We start from the raw sequence: 21,388 nt of genomic DNA on the forward strand, positions 1-21,388 counted from the left end.
ATGCGGGGGATGCCGGTGTCAAAAGCCACGGTCAATGAGCGTGCGCGCTACTGGTTCGACAACACCATGTCCAAGGGCACGACCGCCCTCATCGGCTGGCTGGCCCTGGTGTCGCTGGCGCTGATCGTGGTGGTCAGCGCGCTGACGATGTGGCTCGTCCCCGACGAGGCGCTCCGGCACGACGGCTGGCCCGGGGTGCTGTGGCTGTCGCTCATGCACGCCCTCAGCCCGGGCAAGATCGCCGGAGACGCCGGTACGGCGCCCTTCCTCGCGATCATGCTGGGCGCGTCCCTCGGCGGCATCTTCATCGTGAGCATCCTCGTGGGCGTGCTCTCCGCCGGTCTGCGCGGCAAGATCGAGGAGCTGCGCAAGGGCCGCTCCCGCGTGATCGAGAGCGGCCACACCGTCATCCTCGGCTGGTCCGAGCAGCTCTACACGATCGTCTCCGAACTCACGAAGGCGCACGCCAGCCAGCGCGGCTCGGTCATCGCGATCCTGGCCGACAGGGACAAGCCGGCCATGGAGGACGCGATCCGGGCCCGGGTCGGCGACACAGGCAGGACGCGCCTGGTGTGCCGCACCGGCCGGCCCACCGAGCCGGCCGACCTCGACCTGCTGAGCCTGAGCACCGCGCGAACGATCGTGGTGCTGTCCCCCGAGACGGAAGACCCGGACGCGCACGTCATCAAGACTCTGCTCGCGCTGGCCAAGCGGGCGGGCGAGCATCCTCCGGTGGTCGCCGCCATCGCCTCCTCGCGCAACATGGCCGCCGCCCGGCTGGCCGGAGGGCCCGGCGTCCACCTGGTCGACAGCGACGACATCGCCGCGCGGCTGATCGTGCAGTCGTCCCGGCAGTCCGGCGTGTCCGTCGTCTGCATGGATCTGCTGAACTTCGACGGCGGTGAGATCTACCTGCGCCGCGATCCCGCCCTCGCCGGCAGGTCGTACGGCCAGGCCCTCGACGCGTACGCGACCGCGACCGTCCTCGGCCTGCGCGCGCCCGGCGGTGTGGTGCTCAACCCGCCGCCGGACACGGTGATCGGGACGTCCGACGAGATCGTCGTGCTCGCCCAGGACGACTCGCTCATCCGCCTGGCGAACGGAACGGCTCCCGCGGACGAACGGCACATCGTCCCCGCGACGGCCCCGGAGCCGGCCCCCGAGCGGACCCTGATGCTCGGCTGGAACGGCCGGGCCGAGCGGATCATCCGCTACCTGGACGGCTACGTGACCCGCGGGTCGGTGCTCGACGTCGCCGGCGACCATCCGGGCGCCGGCGCCGGCCTGGCGGACCTTCGCAACCTGACGGTGAACGTCAAGGAGTGCGACGGCACCGACAGGTACGCCCTGGAGTCCCTCGGCGTCGGTGTCTACCAGCACGTCATCGTGCTCTCCGACGACCGGTACGATCCCCGCCACGCCGACAACCGGGCGCTGATGACGCTGCTGCAGCTGCGCGACATGCAGGCGACCCTCGGGGAGAAGTACTCGATCGTGAGCGAGATGCACGACGAGAACAACCGGGCGCTCGCCGAGGTCACCGAGGCCGACGACATCGTGATCAGCGACACCGTCATCGGCCTGCTGCTCGCTCAGCTCGCCGAGAACCCGCACCTCGCCGAGGTCTTCGGCTACCTCTTCGACGCCGCGGGCTCGGAGGTCTATCCCCGGCCCGTGGAGGACTACGTGACGACCGGCCGGCCCGTCGCCTTCCGCACGATCGTGGAGTCGGCCCTGCGCCGTGGCGAGACCGCGATCGGCTACCGCGTGGCGGCGAAGTCCGGTGAGCCGCCCCACTACGGCGTCGTGCTCAACCCGGACCGGTCCCGGGCGGTGACGTTCACCCCGGGTGACTCCGTGATCGTCCTCGCCGAATGCTGAGCCCGGCCGTCCCCACCGCTCACTCGCCGAGGCCCGCGCGGCGGGCGCGCACCACGGCCTGCGCCCGGTCGGCCACCTGAAGCTTGGCGAAGACGGACGTCAGGTGGTTTTTCACGGTCTTCTGACTGAGGAACAGGGCGCGGGCGATCTCCGCGTTCGACTTGCCGGACGCGAGCAGGTCGAGAACACCGCGTTCCCTGGCGGTCAGCTCGGGAAAGGGCGTGACATCCGGGCCGGACGCCAGGAACCTGCGGATGCGCCGGGCTACGGCGGGGCCGTACACGGCCTCCCCCCGGGCGACGGACCGCACGGCGGCGATGAACTCCGCCCCGCCCGTGCCCTTCAGGACGTAGCCGCGCGCGCCCGCCCGCAGGGCGGCGAACACCGACGCGTCGTCCTCGCTCATCGTCAGCACGAGCACGCCGAGGGCGGGCTCGCGGTCGATCAGCCGGCGGGTGGCCTCGATCCCCGAGGTGCCCGGCATCACCAGGTCCATCACGACCACGTCGGGGCGCAGCGACAGGGCGAGGGCGACGGCCTCCTCGCCGTCCCCCGCTTCGCCCACCACCTCGGCGCCGCCGACCTGTTCCAGCAGCGTCCGCAGGCCGTGCCGCAGCAGCGGGTGGTCGTCCACCAGCAGGACGCGTATCGGCTCGGCGGTCTCCGAATCGGCCCCGGAATTCATCACAGCGGCAGCACCGCCTCCACTGTCGTGCCCGCCCCGGAGGCGGACGTCCTGCGCAGCGCGCCGCCGAGTTCCACGGCGCGCTCTCTCATGCTGCCCGACCCCACGCCCTCGACGAGCGGTTCGGGCAGCCCCCGGCCGTCGTCACGGACCCGCAGGAGCAGCCCGCCCCGCTCGATCCGCGCGACGATCTCGATGGTCCGGGCCTGCGCGTGCCGCAGTGCGTTGGCCAGCGCCTCCTGGGCGATGCGGTAGGCCGCCACCTCGACGGCGGCGCGCAGCTCGGGAAGCGGCTCCGGCACCCGGACCCTGACCGCGGGGCCGCCCTGCGCGGTCTCCTCCGTCTCCAGGGCCAGGTCCTCCAGGGCTCCGGCCAGCCCGAGCTCGTCGAGCGCCGGCGGGCGCAGGTCGTGGACGATCCTCCGTACGTCCCCGACGAGCCCCCGGACGAGCTGCCCGACCTCCGCCAGCGACGACCGCACGGCTGGCGACACCCCCGCGGCGGTGGCCTCTATCACGTCGAGCCGTACGCCGATGGCGGCCAGGCCGGGCCCGAGACCGTCGTGGAGGTCACGGCGGAGCCTGCGCCGTTCCTCCTCCCTGGCGATGACCAGCCGCTCCCGCGACGCCTGCACCTCCCTGGCGAGCCGAACGGCCGCGAGGGCGACCGCGAGCTGGCGGGCGAGGTCGTCGAGCACCGCCAGGTCCGCCGCCGACAGGGCCTCGCCCGGCGACCGGGGAGCCGCGCGCAGCTCCCCCTCCACGCGTCCGCCCACCACGAGCGGCAGCCGTGCGCCGTCGCCGGGCACACCGCCCTCCGCGCAGACCGGTGTGCCGTCGGCGGCGAGCACGGCGACCGCGGGCAGCCGCAGGGTGTGGGCCACGGTCTCCGCCGCCCGTTCGAGCAGCCGCGTCGGGTCGGCCGACGACTCGAGGCGCTGGCCGAGCAGGGACAGCGCGGCCGCGGGGTCGCCCCGGTTGCCGAACAGCAGACGGCCGACGGCCCGCTGCGCGGCGTCCCGCGCGGGTGCGAACGCCACCGCGACGACGGCGGTGGCGGCCAGCGGCTCGACCACCCCGGTCCCGGCCCGCAGGAGCGTGCCGATCGTGGCCACGGTGACCAGGTAGGCCCCCAGCAGCGTGACCGTGACCAGCGCGTACACGACGGTGCGCCGGATCAGCACCTCGATGTCGAACAACCGGTAGCGGAAGATCGAGACCGCCGTGGCCGCGGGGAACAGCGGCAGTGCCACGGCCAGCAGCCACACGCCCACGGGGGGATCGGGCGGCAGCAGCGTGTCGGCGGCCACCGCGAGCCCCACCGCGACGACGGCCGCGAACACCGGCAGGAGACGTCGCCTGTCGTCGGATCAGGTGACCCGTGTGGCCAGCGCCGCCATCCCCGACGCGGCCAGCCCGAGCGCCACCACGCCGAACGCGAGCTCCGCCACGGGCCTCGTGGGGACGAACCCGAACGAGCTGGGCACCTCCCGCCCCCAGACCCAGATGCGGTCCCGGAGCATGAGCATGACCTGGAGCACCGTCATCCCGGCGACGGCCGCGACTAGGACCGGTCGCCAGCGCGGCGACGGCAGCCGTCCGTCGGGCAGCAGCATGGGTAGCAGCAGGAGCGGCCCGAAGCCGGTGAAGAACACCCAGTTCGTCACCCACGCGGCTGCCAGGGCGCCGGGCAGCCCGTGCGGCTGGGCGTACGCGGCGTATCCCCCGGAAAGTGCCTGGAGGGCCAGCCCGGCACCACTGAGACAGAACAGCCGGCCGACGGGATGCCGCCGCCACCGCGAGAGGATCAGCACGCCCACCGCCGGGCAGGTCAGGCCGGCGACCGCGTCGAGCACCAGATAGGTGGTGTCCGGCGCGGGCGCGGCCGCGGTCAGCGCGACGCCGGCGACGACGGCCGCCCCGCAGAGGACAGGAATCGCCCAGAGCCCTCGGGGCCACGCACCGCTTCGCATCAGGACATCATTGGACATTATGCGCACGGAGGGGAATGGGACCCGGGTCCCGTCCCATCCGGGACCCCGCTCAGGTCCGTCGCACGGGACGGAACGGGACCTCACCCTCAGGCGGGCGGGACCGCCGGGACGCTGGAATCGGCCCATGCGAACGAACACGTCAACCGTCATCGGCACCGGCACCGAGACCGCCGCTCCCGCCGCCCGCGAGCCGCGGCTCGGGGTCTACGGCCTCACCCTGGCCGCCCTCGTGCTGCCCGTCGTCGCCCTCGCCGTATCGCAGGGCGCCGATCTCGACAGGATCGGCGACGCTCCCGTCGGGACCCAGATCGCCATGTACGGCCAGGCGTTCATGCCCGCGCTCGCCGCGCTCGTCGCGTGCCTGGCCGCCGGGGGTGTCCGCGCCGTGGACTGGGGTTTCCACCGGGTGCCCTGGCGCACGCTCGCCGCCGCCTGGGCCGTTCCCGTCCTCGGCGTCGGCCTCGCGTACGGCACGGCCTGGCTGACCGGCGCCGCCCGCTTCGACCCGGGCAACCTCGCCGCGTCCACCGGGCTGCATCCGGCGCTCGGCGTGCTGCTCGGCCTCGTTCCCGGTGTGGTGCCGTTCGTCGTCCTGGCGCTCGGCGAGCAGCTCGGCTGGAGCTCCCTGCTGGTCATGAGGCTCGCCGCGCGCAGGAGCCCGGCCGCGACGGCGGTGATCCTCGGCCTGGCCTGGGCCGCGTTCCACTACCCGCTGATGCTGTTCGTGCCGGGGGCGGTGGAAGAGGGCGTGGCGGTGCCGTACGCGATGCTGATGTTCACGCTCCAGACGGTCACGCTGGCCTTCCCGCTCGTGTGGCTGCGGCTGCGCACCCGGAGCCTCTGGCCCGTCCTGGTGTGCCACGCCACGGTGAACGCGTCGCTGTACTTCGTGGCCGAGGCGATGACCTCGACGCACGACAGGTCGGCCTGGATGGTCGGCGAGGGCGGCGCTCTCACCACGGCCGGGCTGGCGGTGGCCGTGCTCCTGACCGGCCGCCTGTGGCGGCGCCCGCGCTCCCGCTGAGTCAGAGCGCCTTCACGGAGGACATCACCGCGTTGATGTCGCGCCAGCGCTTCTTCTGGCTGTCGGGGATCGTGACGAACACGACGGCGGGCTTCCTGTCCGGGACGTCCACGAGGGCCAGCGCCGCCGCGGAGGTCCGCTTCTTGCCCTTCACCGTGTAGTGCACGGTGTAGCCCAGCAGCCAGCCCTTCCGCTTGCCCGCCTTCATCGGCTGGGAGGCCGTCCAGGTGATCGTCGCGCCGGACGGATGGTGGTTGAGCGTCCACCGCGCGGCCAGGAAGGCCGTGTCGCGCAGCGTCTCCTGCTGCGGGATCGGCACCGGGCAGGAGACCAGCAGGCCCCGGTACGACATGCCCTTGACCTTCGGCAGCACCTGCCGGGAGGCGAACGGGCTCGCCTTGGCGAGCGTCCACGACTTGGTGAAGCGCGGCAGGGCGACGCCGGAACGCCGGTCCTTGACCAGGCCGCGGATGTGAGCCGGATGACCGTGCAGGCGGCGCAGCTTGCGCTCGTTCGCCGGCAGCGTGGGTACCCGGGGATCGTGCAGGGCCGCCGCCATCGCGGTGTCGACCGGGCCGGACGAGGGCTCCGGGCTCACACTGGTCTGCGGGCTGGCACTGAGTGAACTGGCACTGGGCAGCGGGCTCAGGCCGGGCGTGGCCACCGCGCCGGTCGCCGCGCTGGTCGCCGTGCCGATCGCGGCACCGCTTGCCACCGCCGCCTGCTGAGTGACTCCCTGGGCGGCCGGGGCGCGTACGGCGGCCGGGGCGGGCGTGCCCCGGCCGAGCACCGCGAAGGCGACGCTCGCGCCCAGGATGCCGACCCCCGCGGCCACGGCGACCGCCCGGTAGACCACCCGCATCGGCAGGTCCCCGAGGCTCTTTCCGGAGTTCGTCGCCGGCGCCGGCGGCGGGACCGTGATCTTCGGCAGTGGCGTGGTCTCGGCCTCGGCCGCTATGTAGGAGGGCACGGCCTTCGTCCCATAGTCCCCAGGTGACACGATCGGGAGCGTACGGCATATCCCGGTTTTTCGGGTGCCTTCCCCATCACACTTCGGGAACGCCCGCCCGCAGCCAGGGGGCGTCCGCGACGACCGTCGCCGAGCCGGGTTCGATCTCCGTGAACCCGGCGTCCCGGACCACCGGCAGGCCGCTTCCGGCCAGCGCGTCCCACCGGTCCGGACCCGCCGTGCGGACGCGTACGGCGAAGCCGCGGCCGCGCCAGGCCGCCCTGTCCGCTTCGCCCGCGCCCCACCACGCGAACTGCGCGCCGTGGCCCGCCTGGGCCATCGCCTTGCCCGCCGTCATCGTCAGCCGGGGGTTGACCCAGAGCACCACGTCATCGGGGCCGGGCTCCGGCGGAACGGCGTCGTCCGCCAGGTCGGTGCCCGACACCTGGAGCCGGGCGAGGTCACGCGGCCAGTCGTCCAGCGGCACCGGCGGATGCACCCGCACCTCGGCCGTGCGCACCGTGACGGTGATCCCGGGCAGGGCGAGCGCCCGCCGCCACTCGGCCCCGCGGGCCCGCCTGACCACCTTCCTGATCCGGCCGTCCTGCCACTCGGCGATCTCCTCGCCCCACGCGTCCCCGTTCTCGGCGTTCTCCGCGTTCTCGGCCTTCTCGGCGTGGTCGAGCAGTCGCGGCACGGCGGTCGCCGCCGCCTCCAGCGCGTCGGTGCGGCGCGGCGGCGCCGCCCGCTCGATGCGTACGACCAGGGGAAGAACGCGCTCGGTCACCCGACAAGGATCGCAGCTTCGCGCTGGTCCCGGATACGCGTGACGACGCGGGACGACATGAGCGCCGCGAACAGGCACAGAACCCCCGCGCCGTACCACGCCAGGTCGTAGTTCCCCAGGTGGTCGCGGGTGACGCCGGCCACGGTGGCGACGACGGCCGCGCCGACCTGGTGGGAGGCGAAGACCCAGCCGAACACGACCGCGCCGTCCGCGCCGAAGATCTTGCGGCACAGGGCGACGGTCGGCGGCACGGTGGCCACCCAGTCGAGGCCGTAGAACACGATGAACACCAGCATGCTCGGCTCGGTCGTGGCGGCGAACAGCTGCGGCAGGACCAGCAGCGACAGCCCCCGCAGGCCGTAGTAGACGACGAGCAGGAGCCGCGCGTCCACGCGGTCGCTCAGCCATCCGGAGAAGATCGTGCCGGCGATGTCGAACACCCCGATGACGGCCAGCAGCGAGGCCGCGACGGTCTCGGGCATGCCGTGGTCGTGGGCGGCCGGGATGAAGTGGGTGCCGACCAGGCCGTTGGTGCTCGCGCCGCAGATGGCGAAGCCCCCGGCGAGATACCAGAAGTACCGGGTGCGCGCCGCGTTCCGCAGCACCCGTACGGCCCGCGCGGCGGCGCCCCCTCCCGGCGTGCGGACGACCGGCGCGTCGGCCCCCAGCGCGGTCAGGCCGATCTCCTCGGGGGTGTCCCTCAGCAGGAACCACACGAGGGGGACGACGGCGAGCGCGGCTCCGGCCACCGTGAGCGAGGCCGGGCGCCAGCCCTGCGCCTCCACGAGGTGGGCGAGCAGCGGGAGGAAGACCAGTTGCCCCGTGGCGCCGCCCGCCGTGAGCACGCCCGTGACCAGGCCGCGGTGCCGGACGAACCAGCGGTCGGTCAGCGTGGCGGCGAAGACGAGCGCCATCGAGCCGGTGCCCGCCCCGACCAGGACGCCCCAGAGCGCGACGAGCTGCCAGCTCGCGGTCATGAACACGGTGAGGCCGCTGCCGACGGCCACCAGAAGCAGGGCGCAGGCGACCACCCGGCGCATGCCGAAGCGGTCCATCAGGGCCGCGGCGAACGGCGCGCACAGCCCGTAGAGCATGAGGTTGACCGACACCGCCAGCGAGATGGTGCCCCTCGTCCAGCCGAACTCGTCCTGCAACGGCATGATCAGCACGCCGGGCGTCGCCCGGAAGCCGGCCGCCCCGATGATCGCGACGAAGGCGACGGCGGCCACTGTCCAGGCACGGTGTAGCGACTTCATGACGAGCATCCTCCCGTCGCGCCCCTTGGGGGAGACAGTGGCCGGGGGGTCAACCTGTGAAAGAATCCGGCCATGCTTCCGGCCATGCTTCCCACCGTGCACCCCGCCCCGCACCGGGTCGCCGTACTGGCCCTGGACCACTTCGCGTCGCTCGACCTGGGCATCCCCGGGCAGGTGTTCCTGGCCGCCCGCAACCGCGGGGCACTGTACGAGGTCGTCACGTGCAGCCCAGGAGGCCGGCCGGTGCGGACCCGGGCGGGCTACCGCGTTCTGCCCGACCACGACCTGGACGTCCTCGCCACGGCGCACACGGTGGTGGTGCCGGGCATATACGACGGGCGCGCGCTGACGGACGGCACGCTCGACGAGGAGGTGCGGGAGGCGCTGCGGGCGGCCGCCCCGCGGGCCCGGCTGATCTCGATCTGCACCGGCGCCTTCGTGCTCGCCGCCGCCGGCCTGCTGGACGGGCGGCCCGCGACGACCCACTGGCGCAACGCCGCGGCCTTCCGCGCCCTCTTCCCCCGCGTACGGCTCGACCCGGACGTGCTGTTCATCGACGACGGCGACGTGCTGACCTCGGCCGGGGTGGCGGCGGGCATCGACCTGTGCCTGCACGTGGTCCGGCGCGACCACGGCACCGATGTGGCCAACCGCACCGCCCGCCGGTGCGTGACGCCGCCGTTCCGCGAGGGCGGCCAGGCCCAGTACATCGAGCGGCCGCTGCCCGACCCGGCGGGGACGACCACCGCCCCCACCCGGACCTGGATGCTGGAACACCTGGAGGAACCGGTCAACCTGACCGCCCTGGCCGCGCACGCCCGCATGAGCGTGCGGACCTTCACCCGGAGGTTCCGGGAGGAGACCGGCCTCAGCCCGGCCAGGTGGCTCGCCGGGCAGCGTGTCGCGCACGCCCGGCGTCTACTGGAGACCACCGACCTGCCGGTGGACGCGATCGCCAGGAAGGCGGGGTTCGGCAGCGCGGTCTCGCTCCGGCAGCACCTGAACGCCGCCGTCGGGGTGTCCCCGCTCGCCTACCGGCAGACGTTCCGCACCCCCGCGGCGCTCTCCTGACGGGCGACCGGCGGCTTGTCAGCGGCGGCCGCCCGCGACCGGCCTCCGCCGGCCGTACGCGTCGTCCGACCGGCGTCCCGGCGCGCGGCGCACCTGGGTCTGCGCCTGCTGCCGCTGGTCCGAGCGCCGCTTGCGCATGAAGAGCCAGCCGAGGCCGAGCACGACCATCCCGATCGGCGTACGGGCCAGCCAGCGGGTGACGACGAGCTGCAGGATTCTCTTCATGGCACTCGCCCCTACCCGGCAGGCGTGTGATCATGTGCCCGCCGTTCAGGACACCAGTTGCGGATACAAGCCGGCCACGTCGCCGGACAGCATGGCCCGCACCTGGCGGCTCGTGTCGTCGGCGACCACCTCGAAGCGCCCCTGCTCGATCCCCTGCAGGGCCTGGGCGGCGACCTCCGCCGGGTCGATCTTCGGGCCGTCGACGTGGGCGGCCATGTCGGTGTCCATGTATCCGACGTGCAGCGCCGTGACGAGCGTGCCCTGCTCCTTCAGTTCGAGGCGGAGGCTGTTGGTGAGCTGCAGCGCGGCCGCCTTGGCCGCAGAGTAGCCGGCCACCTGCGGTGCGGTGAACCACGACAGCACCGACAGCACGTTGAGGATCGCGCCGCCCCCGTTGCGGCCCAGGACCGGGGCGAACTCACGAGCCATGGCGAGCGTGCCGAAGTAGTGCGTCTCCATCTCCAGGCGGATGTCGTCGAGCGCACCGGCGAGGAACGACGAGCCCGTGGAGATCCCCGCGTTGTTGATCAGCAGGTTCACGTCGCGGGCCCGCTCGGCGGCGGCCCGGACGGACGCGGGGTCGGTGATGTCCAGGGCGAGCGGCACCACGCCCGGCAGGTCGACCGTCTCCGGCCTGCGCGCCGCCGCGTACACCTTGGCGGCGCCACGGTCCAGCAGCGCGGCCGCGAAGCGCCGTCCCAGCCCGCGGTTCGCGCCCGTGACCAGCGCGACCGATCCTTCGATCCTCATCGTGTCTCCATCCGTCGACGTCCTGGCGTCCACGGTAGAGACCTGACTTTAAAATTGCAAGTTAGCCTTCCCGGGCTAGCCTGTATCCCACCGGCGACGAGCGAGCGAGGCGTGCGATGACGACCACCGAACTCCCCGACTCGATGACGTGCTCCATCGAGCGGGCGGTGACCCTCCTCGGAGAGCGGTGGACGCCGCTGATTCTGCGCGAGCTGCACACGGGAGTCGTCCGCTTCGCCGACATCCAGCAGCGCCTGGGGATCGCCACGAATCTGCTGACCACCCGGCTGGCGACGCTCGCCGGTGCGGGCGTCGTCGAGAAGCGGCCCTACCGCGACACCGGAGCCCGCACCCGGTACGAGTACCACCTGACCGATTCGGGCCGCGACGCACTCGTGATCCTCGGAGCGCTGCAGCAGTGGGGGGACCGTCACGTGCCCCGGCTCGCGGGACCGACGGTCGAACGCCGCGATCGGCGGACCGGGGCGCGGCTGGACGTGTCCTTCACCGACCCGGAGGGGCACACCGTCCCGCTGGACGCGGTCGCCTTCGTACGCACCGGCGACTGACCGGCCGGAACGCCGAGAGCCGTCCTCCGGGCGGAGGACGGCTCCTGAGATGATTCGGCGACGGTGGAGCTATGGGGACTCGAACCCCAGACCCCTTCCATGCCATGGAAGTGCGCTACCAGCTGCGCTATAGCCCCTTGCCACGCCGCGTCGGCGGCGCCCCGCCAGTGTATAGGACTTCGGCGGCGTGAGCGTAACCCGCGTCAGGGGATCGCCAGGGAGAACCAGACCGTCTTGCCTCCCGCGACCCGGCTTGCCCCCCAGCGCTCGGCGAGCCGGGAGACGACGTACAGCCCTCTGCCGTCCTCGTCGAGGACTCCGGGCTCGCGCTGCATCGGCAGGCGGTGGTTGTCATCGCTGACCTCGCACAGCAGGTGATCGGTGCGCAGCAGCCTGATCGTGACGGGCCGCGACGTCTGCCGTACGGCGTTGGTGACGAGCTCCGACGCGAGCAGCTCGGCCACCGGGGTCATCGAGGCGAGACCCCACGCGTCGAGCGTACGGCGGACCAGGCCGCGGACACGCGACGGCGTCATCGGCTGCGGCTCCATCATCCACTGGGCGACGTGCTCGCTCGGGATGCCGCGGAAGCGGATGGCCAGCATCGTGACGTCGTCGGCCCGGGCGGCCGACAGCACGGCGTCGCTCAGGTCCTCGATCGAGGTGCCGTCCGAGAGCCGGCGGCGCAGGTCCTCCACCTGCTGGCCGATGTCCTCCCCGCGTTCCTCCACGAGCCCGTCGGTGTAGAGGACGAGCATGCTGCCGTCCTCCGCCGCGATCTCCGTCGTCTCGAAGGGGGTGCGGCCCAGCCCGATCGGCGGGCACTGGGGCGGCGCCAGCACCTCCGCCCGGCCGTCCGCGCCCACGAGGATCGGCGGCAGGTGGCCCGCGCTCGCGATCGTGCACCGGCGCAGCACCGGGTCGTACACGCAGTAGACGCAGGTCGTGATGGTCTGCTCGGCCAGCCGCTGCGCCACCTCGTCGAGCGAGTGGAGCACCTGCTCGGCCGGGAGGTCGAGCGCGGCCAGGGTCTGCACGACCGTGCGCAGCCGGCCCATCACGGCCGCGGCGGCCGGCCCGTGACCCATCACGTCACCGACGACCAGGGCCACCCTGCTGCCCGGCAGCGGGATCACGTCGTACCAGTCGCCGCCCACCCGCTCGGCCGCCGGCCGGTACCGGTAGGAGATCTCCAGCCCGGGCAGGTCGGGCGGAGCGCCCGGGCGCATGTCACGCTCCAGCGTCTCGACAATCTCGACCTGGCGGCGGTCCCGCCGGCCGTGGAAGATCGTGAGCGCGGCGGGCACGGCGAACTGTCCCGCGGTGAACAGGTCCGCCGGGCCGAACGGCGGCCGCCCGGCGTCGCGCGCGAGGAGCGCGCAGCCGACGACCGTTCCGTACGCCCGGAGCGGCACGGCGAGCAGGCGCCCGTCGAGCAGGGCGGTCTCACCGGTCTCACCGGCCTCGTCGCCGGCCCAGTGCGGCGGCAGCCGCCCGCCGGGATCGACCCGGTGCCAGGCGGCGCCGTCCACGTAGACCGCGGCGGCGTCGGCCAGCCCCGGCACCGCCGCCTCACACAGGGCCCTGGTGGCCTCCTCCGGGCCGGGGCTGTCGCCCACGGCCCGGACGATCGCGCTGACATCGTGCAGCATGGTCGACGGCTCCCCGCCTCCCCACACGGATGCGGCCGTTCAGCGATGGTCACGCCGGCAGTTGACGAAGAGCTGGATCTCCGGCGGCGCCTGCGTGGTCGCCGGCGCGTACGAGAGGTGGTTCTCCGACAGCACGGTGAATCCCGCGGCCTCGACGACCTCGCGCAACTCGTCGCGCAGATACCCCGTCACCCGCACGGGAGCGCCGAGGAACTGGAAGGGCACGTCGTCGAGGTCGATCTCCACCATGCTCAGCGAGAAGAGGCCGCCGGGCGCGAGCACGGCGTGGATCCGGCCGAGCGCCCGCTCGATCTGGGGCCGGGGCAGCATGAGGAGGCTGAAGAAGGCCGTCGCGGCGTCGAACGTGCCGAGCGAGGCGTCGAGGTCGACCACGTCGGTCTCGAAGAACGTGCCGACCGGCACGTTCTTCCTGGCCAGGTCGAGCATGACCGGGGAGATGTCGATGCCGGTGACCTCGCAGCCCGCCTCGGCGAACTGCTGCGCGGTGGGAGCGCCGGTGCCGCAGCCCACGTCGAGGACCCGCGCTCCCGGCTGGAGCTGCTTGATCAACCATTCACCGGCGGCGACCTGTCCCTCCTTGTGTGGGAACGCCTCGTCGTACCGGGCTCCGATGCGATTGAACGCCTCGGCCTGCATGGCCCGGTACTCCCGACGCGGATTGTCCGGTCCTGACTCGATTGTCATCATGGCCGCCATTGGTGATCAGCTGTATTTGCTTTCTTCTAGATAGGGGGCTTCGCCCGATCAAGTCAAGACATACCGAAGCTATTTAGGCTTTTCAGCGGAAAACGAGTCAATGATCATTGTCAACCCTTACGCCGTCGGCCGCGCCCGCCGAGCCCGGGAACGACGACGAAGGGCGGTCGGACCGCGCGCCGCGCCGTCCGACCGCCCTTCGACGATCCTGCTTGTGAAGCTACTTGTGAAGCTGTCTGTGGAGCTATGGGGACTCGAACCCCAGACCCCCTCCATGCCATGGAGGTGCGCTACCAGCTGCGCTATAGCCCCGTGCGACGCAGCCAGTGTATAGGAGTCGGCGCGGAGGCGGGTAACCGGCGGACGGGCCCCTCCCCCGGGAAGCCGGGGGAGGGGCCCGTCCGGACGATCAGAATCCCTGCGCGAGCCGGTAGTAGGCCTGGTTCCACCGCAGTTCCTTCGCGAACTGCCGGGGAGTGGTCGCCTCGTCGATGACGAGCAGTTCGACGCCCAGCATGTCGGCGAAGTCGGTCAGCTCCTCGGCCCCGAGGGCCGAGGACAGCACGGTGTGGTGCGGGGCGCCCGCCGTGATCCAGGACTCGGCGGAGGTGCGCAGGTCTGGCCGGGGCCGCCAGACGGCCCGCGCGACCGGCAGGGCCGGCAGCGGCTCGGGCGGGGCGACCACGTCGATCTCGTTGGCCACCAGCCGGAACCGCTCGCCCATGTCGGACAGGCCGACCACCACGGCGGGGCCGGGCGCCGCGTCGAACACGAGCCGGACCGGGTCCTCGCGCCCGCCGATGCTGAGCGGGTGGATCTGGCAGGAGGGGGTGTCCGACGCGATCGTCGGGCAGACCTCCAGCATGTGCGCGCCGAGGATGACCTCCTCGCCGGGAGTGAGGTGATAGGTGTAGTCCTCCATGAAGGAGGTGCCGCCGGGCAGGCCCGCCGACATCACCTTCAGCGTGCGCAGCAGCACCGAGGTCTTCCAGTCGCCCTCGCCGCCGAAGCCGTAGCCGTCGGCCATCAGCCGCTGCACGGCCAGGCCGGGAAGCTGGCGCAGCCCGCCGAGGTCCTCGAAGTTGGTGGTGAACGCCTTGAAGCCGCCGCCCTCCAGGAACTGGCGCAGGCCCAGCTCGATGCGCGCCGCGTAACGCAGCGACTCGTGCCGGTCGCCGCCGACGCGCAGCTCCGGCGCCATCCGGTAGAGGTCGTCGTACTCCTTGACCAGCGCGGAGACGTCGGCGTCCGCGGCGGCGTCCACGGCCTCGACCAGCTCGTTGACCCCGTAGGTGTTCACCGACACCCCGAACCGCAGCTGCGCCTCGACCTTGTCGCCCTCGGTCACCGCCACGTCGCGCATGTTGTCGCCGAAACGGGCCAGGCGCAGCGACCCGACCTCGGCGCGGCCGGCCGCCGCCCGCGCCCAGGTGCCGATCCGCGCCACCACCGCGGGGTCGCTGACGTGCCCGGCGACGGTCTTGCGCGGCACGCCCAGACGGGACTGGATGTAACCGAACTCGCGGTCGCCGTGGGCGGCCTGGTTGAGGTTCATGAAGTCCATGTCGATGGAACTCCACGGCAGCTCGACGTTGGCCTGCGTGTGCAGGTGCAGCAGCGGCTTGCGCAGCGCGTCCAGGCCGGCGATCCACATCTTGGCCGGGGAGAACGTGTGCATCCACGCGATCAGGCCGATGCACTCGTCGTCGGCGTTCGCCTCCAGGCACACCCGGCGGATCGCCGCCGCGTCGGTGAGCACGGGCCGCCACTCGAGCTCGAACGGCAGCCCCTCGCCGAGGATCTCGGCGATGCGCTGGGACTGCTCGGCCACCTGCCGCAGCGTGTCCTCGCCGTACAGGCCCTGGCTGCCGGTCAGGAACCAAAACCTCACAGGTGACTCCTCTGTCCGTAGACGTTCTGATAGCGGTCGTACAAGCTGTCGACGTCGCCGGAGGCGATCGGCAGCGGCTCACCGAGCTGACGGGAGATGTGGACGGTGCGGGCGACGTCCTCGCACATGACGGCGGCCTTGACCGCCGCCTTCGGCGACTCCCCGATGGTGAACACTCCGTGGTTCTGCATCAGCACCGCACGGGAACGGTGACCTGTCAAGGTCTCCACGATCCCCTTGCCGATGTCGTCGTTGCCGATCAGCGCGAACGGACCGACGGGGATCTCGCCGCCGAACTCGTCGGCCATGGCCGTGAGCACGCACGGGATCGCCTCCCCGCGGGCCGCCCACGCCGAGGCGTACGTCGAGTGGGTGTGCACGACGCCGTTCACCTCCGGCATGTGCCGGTAGACGTAGGCGTGCGCGGCCGTGTCGCTGGAGGGCGCGAGGTCGCCCTCGACGAGGTGGCCGTCCAGGTCGCACACCACGATCGACTCGGGCGTCAGGTCGTCGTACGACACGCCGCTCGGCTTGATGACGAACAGGTCCTCTCCGGGCACCCGGCCCGAGACGTTGCCCGCCGTCCACACCACCAGGCCGTACCGCACCAGCTCGGTGTGGAGCCGGCACACGGTCCTGCGCAGTTCTTCGATCATGCACTGGCCTCGTTCCTGATCGCGCGGAGCCGGTGCAGGAGATCACCGTCCGCGAAGTGGTCGTGCAGCCTCCGGTACTCGGCGTACAGCCGGTCGTAGGCGTCGGCCCGCTCCTTGTCGGGCGCGTACACCGCGGCGTCGCGCTTGCCCATCGCCGCCGCGGCGGCGGTGATGTCGGGGTAGGCCCCGGCGGCGACGGCGGCGTGGATCGCCGAGCCCAGCGCCGGTCCCTGGTCGGAGCCGATCACCGACAGCGGGCGGCGCAGCACGTCGGCGTAGATCTGCATGAGGAACCTGTTCTTCAGCAGACCGCCGGCGACCACGAACTCCTCGACCGGCACCCCGGCGGCCTCGAAGGTCTCCACGATCGTGCGGGCGCCGTACGCGGTCGCCTCGATGAGCGCGCGGTAGACGTCCTCGGGGCGGGTGGCGAGCGTCTGCCCGACGACCACCCCGGACAGAGTGTGGTCGACCAGGACCGAACGGTTGCCGCCGTGCCAGTCGAGCGCGACCAGTCCGTGCTGCCCGACCTTCTGCCCGGCCGCGAGCGAGGTCAGGTACTCGTGCAGCCCGAGTCCCGCCTCCGCGGCCCGCTCGGCGTACGAGGCGGGCACGCAGTTGTCCACGAACCAGGCGAAGATGTCACCGACGGCGGACTGGCCCGCCTCGTAGCCCCACAGCCCGGGGACGATGCCGTCCTGCACCACCCCGCACATGCCGGGCACCTCGGCGAGCCGGTCGGAGCACATGACATGGCACGTGGAGGTGCCCATGATGGCGACCATCTGGCCCGGCCGCACGGCGTCGGCCGCGGCCGCGGTGACGTGGGCGTCGACGTTGCCGACCGCGACGGCGATCCCCTCGGGCAGACCCGTCCACTCGGCCGCCCGCGCGGTCAGCCGGCCGGCGAGGCCGCCGAGCGGCGCGAGGTCGGTGCCCAGCTTCCCGGCGAAGCCCGCGAAGCCGGGGTTGAGCGCGGCCAGGAACTCCTCCGAGGGGTAGGCGCCGTCCTGGAAGATCCCCTTGTATCCGGCGGTGCAGACGTTGCGGGTCTCCACGCCGGCGAGCTGCCAGATGATCCAGTCGGCCGCCTCGATCCACCGGTCGGCCAGGCCGTAGAGCTCCGGGTCCTCCTCCAGCAGTTGCAGGCCCTTGGCGAACTGCCACTCCGAGGAGATCTTGCCGCCGTACCGCGGCAGCCACGGCTCGCCGCGCTCGGCCGCCAGGGCGTTGATCCGGTCGGCGTGGGGCTGGGCCGCGTGGTGCTTCCAGAGCTTCGGCCAGGCGTGCGGCCGCTCGGGGAAGCGCTCGCACAGCGGGTGGCCGTCGGCGGTGACGGGCAGGATCGTGCAGGCGGTGAAGTCGGTGCCGATGCCCACCACCTGCTCGGCCGGGACCTGCGCGGCGGCCAGGGCCTTCGGCACCGTGTGCCGAAGCACGTCGATCCAGTCCGCCGGCGACTGCAGCGCCCAGTCGGGCCCGAGGCGGACCCCCGAGCCCGGCAGCGCCTCCTCGATCACCCGATGGGCGTACTCGTGGACGGCGCCGCCCACCTCCTCGCCGTCGCTCACCCGCACCACCACGGCACGGCCGGAAAGTGTGCCGTAGTCGACGCCGATGACGTAACGCTCGCTGTTAGCGCTCACAAGTACTCCAAACCAGGGAGAAGGGAGAGGGGACCCGGGCCCGCGCTATCTGCGCCTGGCGGTGATCAGCCGCTGCAGCAGGATGAAGGCGAACAGCAGCAGGCCGATGAAAATCTTGGTCCACCACGAGCTCAGCGTGCCCTCGAAGCTGATGATCGTCTGGATCAGGCCGAGCACGAGCACGCCGAGCACGGTGCCGAGCAGGTAGCCGCTGCCGCCGGTGAGCAGCGTGCCGCCGATGACGACCGCGGCGATCGCGTCCAGCTCCATCCCGACGGCGCTCAGCCCGTATCCCGACAGCGAGTAGAAGGCGAACAGCAGACCGCCGAGCGCCGAGCAGAACCCGCTGACGGTGTAGACGGCGATCTTCGTACGGGCCACCGGCAGGCCCATCAGCAGGGCCGACTGCTCACTGCCTCCCGTGGCGTACACGTTGCGGCCGAGCCGGGTGTAGTGCAGCACGTACGCCGCGGCCAGCACGACCACGAGCGCGATCAGCACGCTCGGCGAGACCCACATGTCGCCGCCGAGGTCGACCCGCGTCTGGGCGATCGCCGTGAACGTCGAGTTTTCGATCGGGATCGAGTCGGTGCTGATCGTGTAGCACAGGCCGCGGGCGAGGAACATCCCGGCCAGCGTCACGATGAACGGCTGGATCTCGAAGTAGTGGATGATCGCGCCCATGCCCAGGCCGAGCACCGCGCCGATCACCAGCACCAGGGCCATGACCCCGAACGCCGGCCAGCCGTCCTTCAGCAGGCTGGCGCTGATCATCGTGGAGAGCCCGACCACCGATCCGACGGACAGGTCGATGCCGCCCGTGAGGATCACGAATGTCATCCCGACCGCGACCACCAGCAGGAAGGCGTTGTCGATGAAGACGTTGAGGATGATCTGCCCGGTGGCGAAGCCCTCGTAGCGGATGCCGCCCGCGACGAACATCGCGATGAACAGGCCCGCCGTCACCATGACGGGGATGTACTTCTGCGGGACCGTGCGGCGGAGGTCCAGCAGACCGGTGACGCTCGTCATGCCGAGACCCTCACCTTCTCTTCGGTCACCGGGCTCGGCGCCTGCGGGCGCCTGCGCCGGTGGAACACCTTCTCGCGGAAGGCCGGGGACTGCAGCAGGCAGACGATCGTCACCACGAGCGCCTTGAACAACAGCGTGGTCTCCGGCGGGACGCCGATGGAGTAGATCGTGGTGGTCAGCGTCTGGATGATGAGCGCGCCGAGCACCGTGCCGCCGAGCGAGAAGCGGCCGCCCGCCAGGGAGGTGCCGCCGATCACGACGGCGAGGATGGCGTCGAGCTCGATCCACAGGCCGGCGTTGTTGCCGTCGGCGCTGGAGACGTTCGAACTGATCATCAGCCCGGCGATGCCCGCGCACAGCGCGCAGAACGTGTACACCGTGATGAGGACGCCGCGGGCGCTGATGCCCGACAGGCGGCTCGCCTCGGCGTTGCCGCCGACCGACTCGATGAGCAGGCCCAGCGCGAGACGCCGGGTGAGGAACGCCGTGAGCGCGAGCACGACCGCCACGATGATGATCGAGAACGGCAGCGTGAGCCAGTAGCCGCCGCCGATCAGCTTGTACGGCGAGCTGTTGACCGTGGTGATCTGGCCGTCGGTGATGAGCTGTGCCAGCCCGCGTCCGGCGACCATCAGGATCAGCGTGGCGATGATGGGCTGGATGCCGATGCCCGCGACCAGGAGGCCGTTCCACACGCCGAGCACCACCGAGAGCGCCAGCGCGATCCCGACCGCTCCGAGGACCCCGCCGATCGAGTTCTGGTCGCCCAGGTCGCTGATCTGCAGGCAGGCCAGCGCGCCGGCGATGGCCACGACCGACCCCACCGACAGGTCGATGCCGCTGGTGGCGATGACGAGCGTCATGCCGAGCGAGACGAGGATCAGCGGTGCGCCGAAGCGGACGATGTCGATGAGGCTGCCGTAGAGGTGGCCGTCCTTCATCTGCACCCGGAAGAAGTTGTCGGTGAAGACGAGGTTGAGCGCCAGCAGGGCGACCAGGATGGCCACGGGCCAGAACAGCCGGTGTCTGAGGAACCGCGTCATGAGATGGCTCCGCTCGCGATCGTCTCCGTGAGCCTGTCCGTGGTGAGGCTCTCGTCGTTGTCCAGTTCGGCCACCAGCCGGCGGTCGCGCAGCACGCCGACCTTGTGGCTGAGCCGCAGCACCTCCTCCAGCTCGGCGGAGATGAACAGCACGGCCATCCCGCCGTCCGACAGCTCGGCGACCAGGCGCTGGATCTCGGCCTTGGCGCCGACGTCGATGCCCCGGGTGGGCTCGTCGAGGATGAGCAGGCGGGGCTCCAGGATCAGCCAGCGGGCCAGCAGCACCTTCTGCTGGTTTCCGCCGCTCAGGTTCCTGACGAGCTGCTCGGGATTGGCCGGGCGGATGTTCAGCGCGGAGATGTACTTGTCGACCAGCTCGTCCTGCTTGCGCCGCGGGATCGGCCTGGTCCAGCCCCGCGCCGCCTGCAGCGCAAGGATGATGTTCTCCCGGACCGTGAGGTCGGGGATGAGCCCCTCGGCCCGACGGTTCTCCGAGCAGAAGGCGATCTTGCGGGCGACCGCCGACCGGGGCGTGCGCAGGCTGACCGCCTGGCCGTCGATCTTCAGCGCGCCGGTGCCCGCGTGGTCGGCGCCGAACAGCAGCCGGGCGATCTCCGTGCGGCCCGAGCCGAGCAGCCCGGCCAGGCCGACGACCTCCCCCTCGTGGATGGTGAGCGTGAACGGCTCGATCGCCCCGGTCCGGCCCAGCAGCTCGGCCTCGACCAGCGGCGCGGCCTCACGGGCGGGCGGGCGGCCCTCCAGCTTCTCCAGGTCGGCCAGCTCGCGGCCGATCATCTTGCCGACCAGCTCGACCTGGCTCAGCTCGCTGGTGAGGTACTCCCCCACGAGCGTGCCGTTGCGCAGGATCGTCATGCGGTCGGAGATCTCGTAGATCTGGTCGAGGAAGTGCGAGACGAACAGGATCGCGATGCCCTGCTCCTTGAGCCGGCGCATCACCCGGAACAGCTGGGCGACCTCCCCCGCGTCGAGGCTGGAGGTGGGCTCGTCCAGGATCAGCACCTTCGCGTCGATGTCCACCGCCCGCGCGATCGCGACCATCTGCTGGATGGCCAGCGAGTACGACGACAGCGGCGCCGACACGTCGAGGTCGAGGTCGAGGCGGGAGAGGATCTCCTCCGCCCGGCGGCGCATCTTCTTCCACTGGATCCGGCCGAGCCGGCGCGGCTCACGGCCGATGAAGATGTTCTCCGCCACCGAGAGGTTGGCGCAGAGGTTGACTTCTTGGTAGACGGTGCTGATGCCCGCCTGCTGGGCGGCCAGCGGGCTGGAGAAGGCGACCCGCCTTCCCTCCAGCTCGATCTCGCCGGCGTCGATGTCGTAGACGCCGGTCAGTACCTTGATGAGCGTTGACTTGCCGGCGCCGTTCTCGCCCATCAGGGCGTGCACCTCTCCCGGCAGCAGCCGGAAGTCGACGCCGTCCAGCGCCTTCACGCCGGGGAACTGCTTGCCGATCCCGCTCATCCGCAGGATCGGCGCGGGTGCGGCCATAGCGGAGCCCCTCTCTCGTTCCTACTCACTGTCGCGGCACCGGGCCGCCCCG

Annotated in this window: 20 protein-coding genes and 2 tRNA genes; 4 read left to right on the top strand and 18 right to left on the bottom strand. The window is 71.9% G+C overall.

All coding sequences use genetic code 11. The features are described from left to right. The first annotated feature begins 15 nt into the window (after nucleotides 1–15). Entirely contained in the window at nucleotides 16–1,881 is a 1,866-nt protein-coding gene (locus FED44_RS28160) for a CASTOR/POLLUX-related putative ion channel (RefSeq protein ID WP_138462632.1), read from the top strand. A gap of 19 nt (nucleotides 1,882–1,900) precedes the next feature. Here the strand turns inward: FED44_RS28160 and FED44_RS28165 are convergent, their stop codons facing one another. The 3 genes from FED44_RS28165 to FED44_RS28175 are packed head-to-tail and all read right to left on the bottom strand — an operon-like array spanning nucleotide 1,901 to nucleotide 4,539. Then, entirely contained in the window at nucleotides 1,901–2,566 is a 666-nt protein-coding gene (locus FED44_RS28165) for a response regulator (RefSeq protein ID WP_187406082.1), read from the bottom strand. Beyond that, entirely contained in the window at nucleotides 2,566–3,909 is a 1,344-nt protein-coding gene (locus FED44_RS28170) for a sensor histidine kinase (protein WP_138462614.1), read from the bottom strand. The genes FED44_RS28165 and FED44_RS28170 overlap by 1 nt, the downstream gene beginning before the upstream one ends. 27 nt (nucleotides 3,910–3,936) lie before the next feature. Then, nucleotides 3,937–4,539: a hypothetical protein gene (locus FED44_RS28175; protein WP_138462615.1), complete on the bottom strand. Its 603-nt coding sequence runs from the start codon at nucleotides 4,537–4,539 to the stop codon at nucleotides 3,937–3,939. Between the two features lie 145 nt (nucleotides 4,540–4,684). Here FED44_RS28175 and FED44_RS28180 point away from each other — a divergent pair, with 145 nt between their 5' ends. Further along, nucleotides 4,685–5,584, top strand: a complete 900-nt coding sequence (locus FED44_RS28180; RefSeq protein WP_165900463.1) for a CPBP family intramembrane glutamic endopeptidase — start codon at nucleotides 4,685–4,687, stop codon at nucleotides 5,582–5,584. A 1-nt stretch (nucleotide 5,585) separates the two neighbouring features. Here the strand turns inward: FED44_RS28180 and FED44_RS28185 are convergent, their stop codons facing one another. Genes FED44_RS28185 through FED44_RS28195 form a run of 3 tightly spaced genes read right to left on the bottom strand, consistent with a single transcriptional unit; the run spans nucleotide 5,586 to nucleotide 8,576 of the window. Continuing rightward, on the bottom strand, nucleotides 5,586–6,584 hold the full coding sequence (locus FED44_RS28185) for a hypothetical protein (RefSeq protein ID WP_138462616.1): 999 nt from the start codon (nucleotides 6,582–6,584) through the stop codon (nucleotides 5,586–5,588). Nucleotides 6,585–6,630: 46 nt separating this feature from the next. Next, nucleotides 6,631–7,320: a peptidyl-tRNA hydrolase gene (locus FED44_RS28190; RefSeq protein WP_208759219.1), complete on the bottom strand. Its 690-nt coding sequence runs from the start codon at nucleotides 7,318–7,320 to the stop codon at nucleotides 6,631–6,633. After that, complete coding sequence (locus FED44_RS28195; protein WP_208759220.1) at nucleotides 7,317–8,576, bottom strand: MFS transporter; 1,260 nt, start codon at nucleotides 8,574–8,576, stop codon at nucleotides 7,317–7,319. Before FED44_RS28195 ends, FED44_RS28190 begins: the two co-directional genes overlap by 4 nt. Before the next feature lie 84 nt (nucleotides 8,577–8,660). Between FED44_RS28195 and FED44_RS28200 the strand changes: the two genes are divergently transcribed. After that, on the top strand, nucleotides 8,661–9,647 hold the full coding sequence (locus tag FED44_RS28200; protein ID WP_111697953.1) for a GlxA family transcriptional regulator: 987 nt from the start codon (nucleotides 8,661–8,663) through the stop codon (nucleotides 9,645–9,647). 18 nt (nucleotides 9,648–9,665) lie between these two features. Here the strand turns inward: FED44_RS28200 and FED44_RS38240 are convergent, their stop codons facing one another. Both FED44_RS38240 and FED44_RS28210 read right to left on the bottom strand, forming a co-directional pair. After that, nucleotides 9,666–9,872, bottom strand: coding sequence for a DUF6203 family protein (locus FED44_RS38240; protein WP_111697915.1), 207 nt, complete (start codon nucleotides 9,870–9,872; stop codon nucleotides 9,666–9,668). Between the two features lie 45 nt (nucleotides 9,873–9,917). Next, nucleotides 9,918–10,622: an SDR family oxidoreductase gene (locus FED44_RS28210; protein WP_138462619.1), complete on the bottom strand. Its 705-nt coding sequence runs from the start codon at nucleotides 10,620–10,622 to the stop codon at nucleotides 9,918–9,920. Between the two features lie 116 nt (nucleotides 10,623–10,738). Between FED44_RS28210 and FED44_RS28215 the strand changes: the two genes are divergently transcribed. Continuing rightward, nucleotides 10,739–11,191, top strand: coding sequence for a winged helix-turn-helix transcriptional regulator (locus tag FED44_RS28215; RefSeq protein WP_138462620.1), 453 nt, complete (start codon nucleotides 10,739–10,741; stop codon nucleotides 11,189–11,191). A 64-nt stretch (nucleotides 11,192–11,255) separates the two neighbouring features. Here the strand turns inward: FED44_RS28215 and FED44_RS28220 are convergent. The 10 genes from FED44_RS28220 to FED44_RS28265 form a co-directional block, all read right to left on the bottom strand. Next, nucleotides 11,256–11,328 (bottom strand) — tRNA-Ala (locus tag FED44_RS28220). 66 nt (nucleotides 11,329–11,394) lie between these two features. Further along, nucleotides 11,395–12,843: an ATP-binding SpoIIE family protein phosphatase gene (locus FED44_RS28225; RefSeq protein WP_138462621.1), complete on the bottom strand. Its 1,449-nt coding sequence runs from the start codon at nucleotides 12,841–12,843 to the stop codon at nucleotides 11,395–11,397. A gap of 39 nt (nucleotides 12,844–12,882) precedes the next feature. Continuing rightward, entirely contained in the window at nucleotides 12,883–13,548 is a 666-nt protein-coding gene (locus FED44_RS28230; RefSeq protein WP_244302326.1) for a class I SAM-dependent DNA methyltransferase, read from the bottom strand. 251 nt (nucleotides 13,549–13,799) lie between these two features. Continuing rightward, nucleotides 13,800–13,872 (bottom strand) — tRNA-Ala (locus FED44_RS28235). A gap of 97 nt (nucleotides 13,873–13,969) precedes the next feature. Then, entirely contained in the window at nucleotides 13,970–15,451 is a 1,482-nt protein-coding gene (gene araA, locus FED44_RS28240; protein WP_111697910.1) for an L-arabinose isomerase, read from the bottom strand. Next, the gene (locus FED44_RS28245) at nucleotides 15,448–16,107 is read right to left on the bottom strand and encodes an L-ribulose-5-phosphate 4-epimerase (protein ID WP_111697909.1); all 660 of its coding nucleotides are present in this window, start codon (nucleotides 16,105–16,107) and stop codon (nucleotides 15,448–15,450) included. Before FED44_RS28245 ends, araA begins: the two co-directional genes overlap by 4 nt. Next, nucleotides 16,104–17,753 (bottom strand): ribulokinase, encoded by a 1,650-nt coding sequence (araB, locus tag FED44_RS28250; protein ID WP_138462622.1) that lies wholly within the window; start codon nucleotides 17,751–17,753, stop codon nucleotides 16,104–16,106. The genes FED44_RS28245 and araB overlap by 4 nt, the downstream gene beginning before the upstream one ends. A 45-nt stretch (nucleotides 17,754–17,798) precedes the next feature. After that, a complete protein-coding gene (gene yjfF / locus FED44_RS28255) occupies nucleotides 17,799–18,785 on the bottom strand; it encodes a galactofuranose ABC transporter, permease protein YjfF (protein WP_111697907.1) in 987 nt (328 codons plus the stop codon). Beyond that, nucleotides 18,782–19,828 (bottom strand): ABC transporter permease, encoded by a 1,047-nt coding sequence (locus FED44_RS28260; protein ID WP_111697906.1) that lies wholly within the window; start codon nucleotides 19,826–19,828, stop codon nucleotides 18,782–18,784. The genes yjfF and FED44_RS28260 overlap by 4 nt, the downstream gene beginning before the upstream one ends. After that, nucleotides 19,825–21,336 (bottom strand): sugar ABC transporter ATP-binding protein, encoded by a 1,512-nt coding sequence (locus FED44_RS28265; RefSeq protein WP_111697905.1) that lies wholly within the window; start codon nucleotides 21,334–21,336, stop codon nucleotides 19,825–19,827. Before FED44_RS28265 ends, FED44_RS28260 begins: the two co-directional genes overlap by 4 nt. Nucleotides 21,337–21,388 lie beyond the last annotated feature (52 nt).

Source organism: Microbispora triticiradicis, from assembly GCF_005864065.1.
Lineage (GTDB): Bacteria > Actinomycetota > Actinomycetes > Streptosporangiales > Streptosporangiaceae > Microbispora > Microbispora triticiradicis.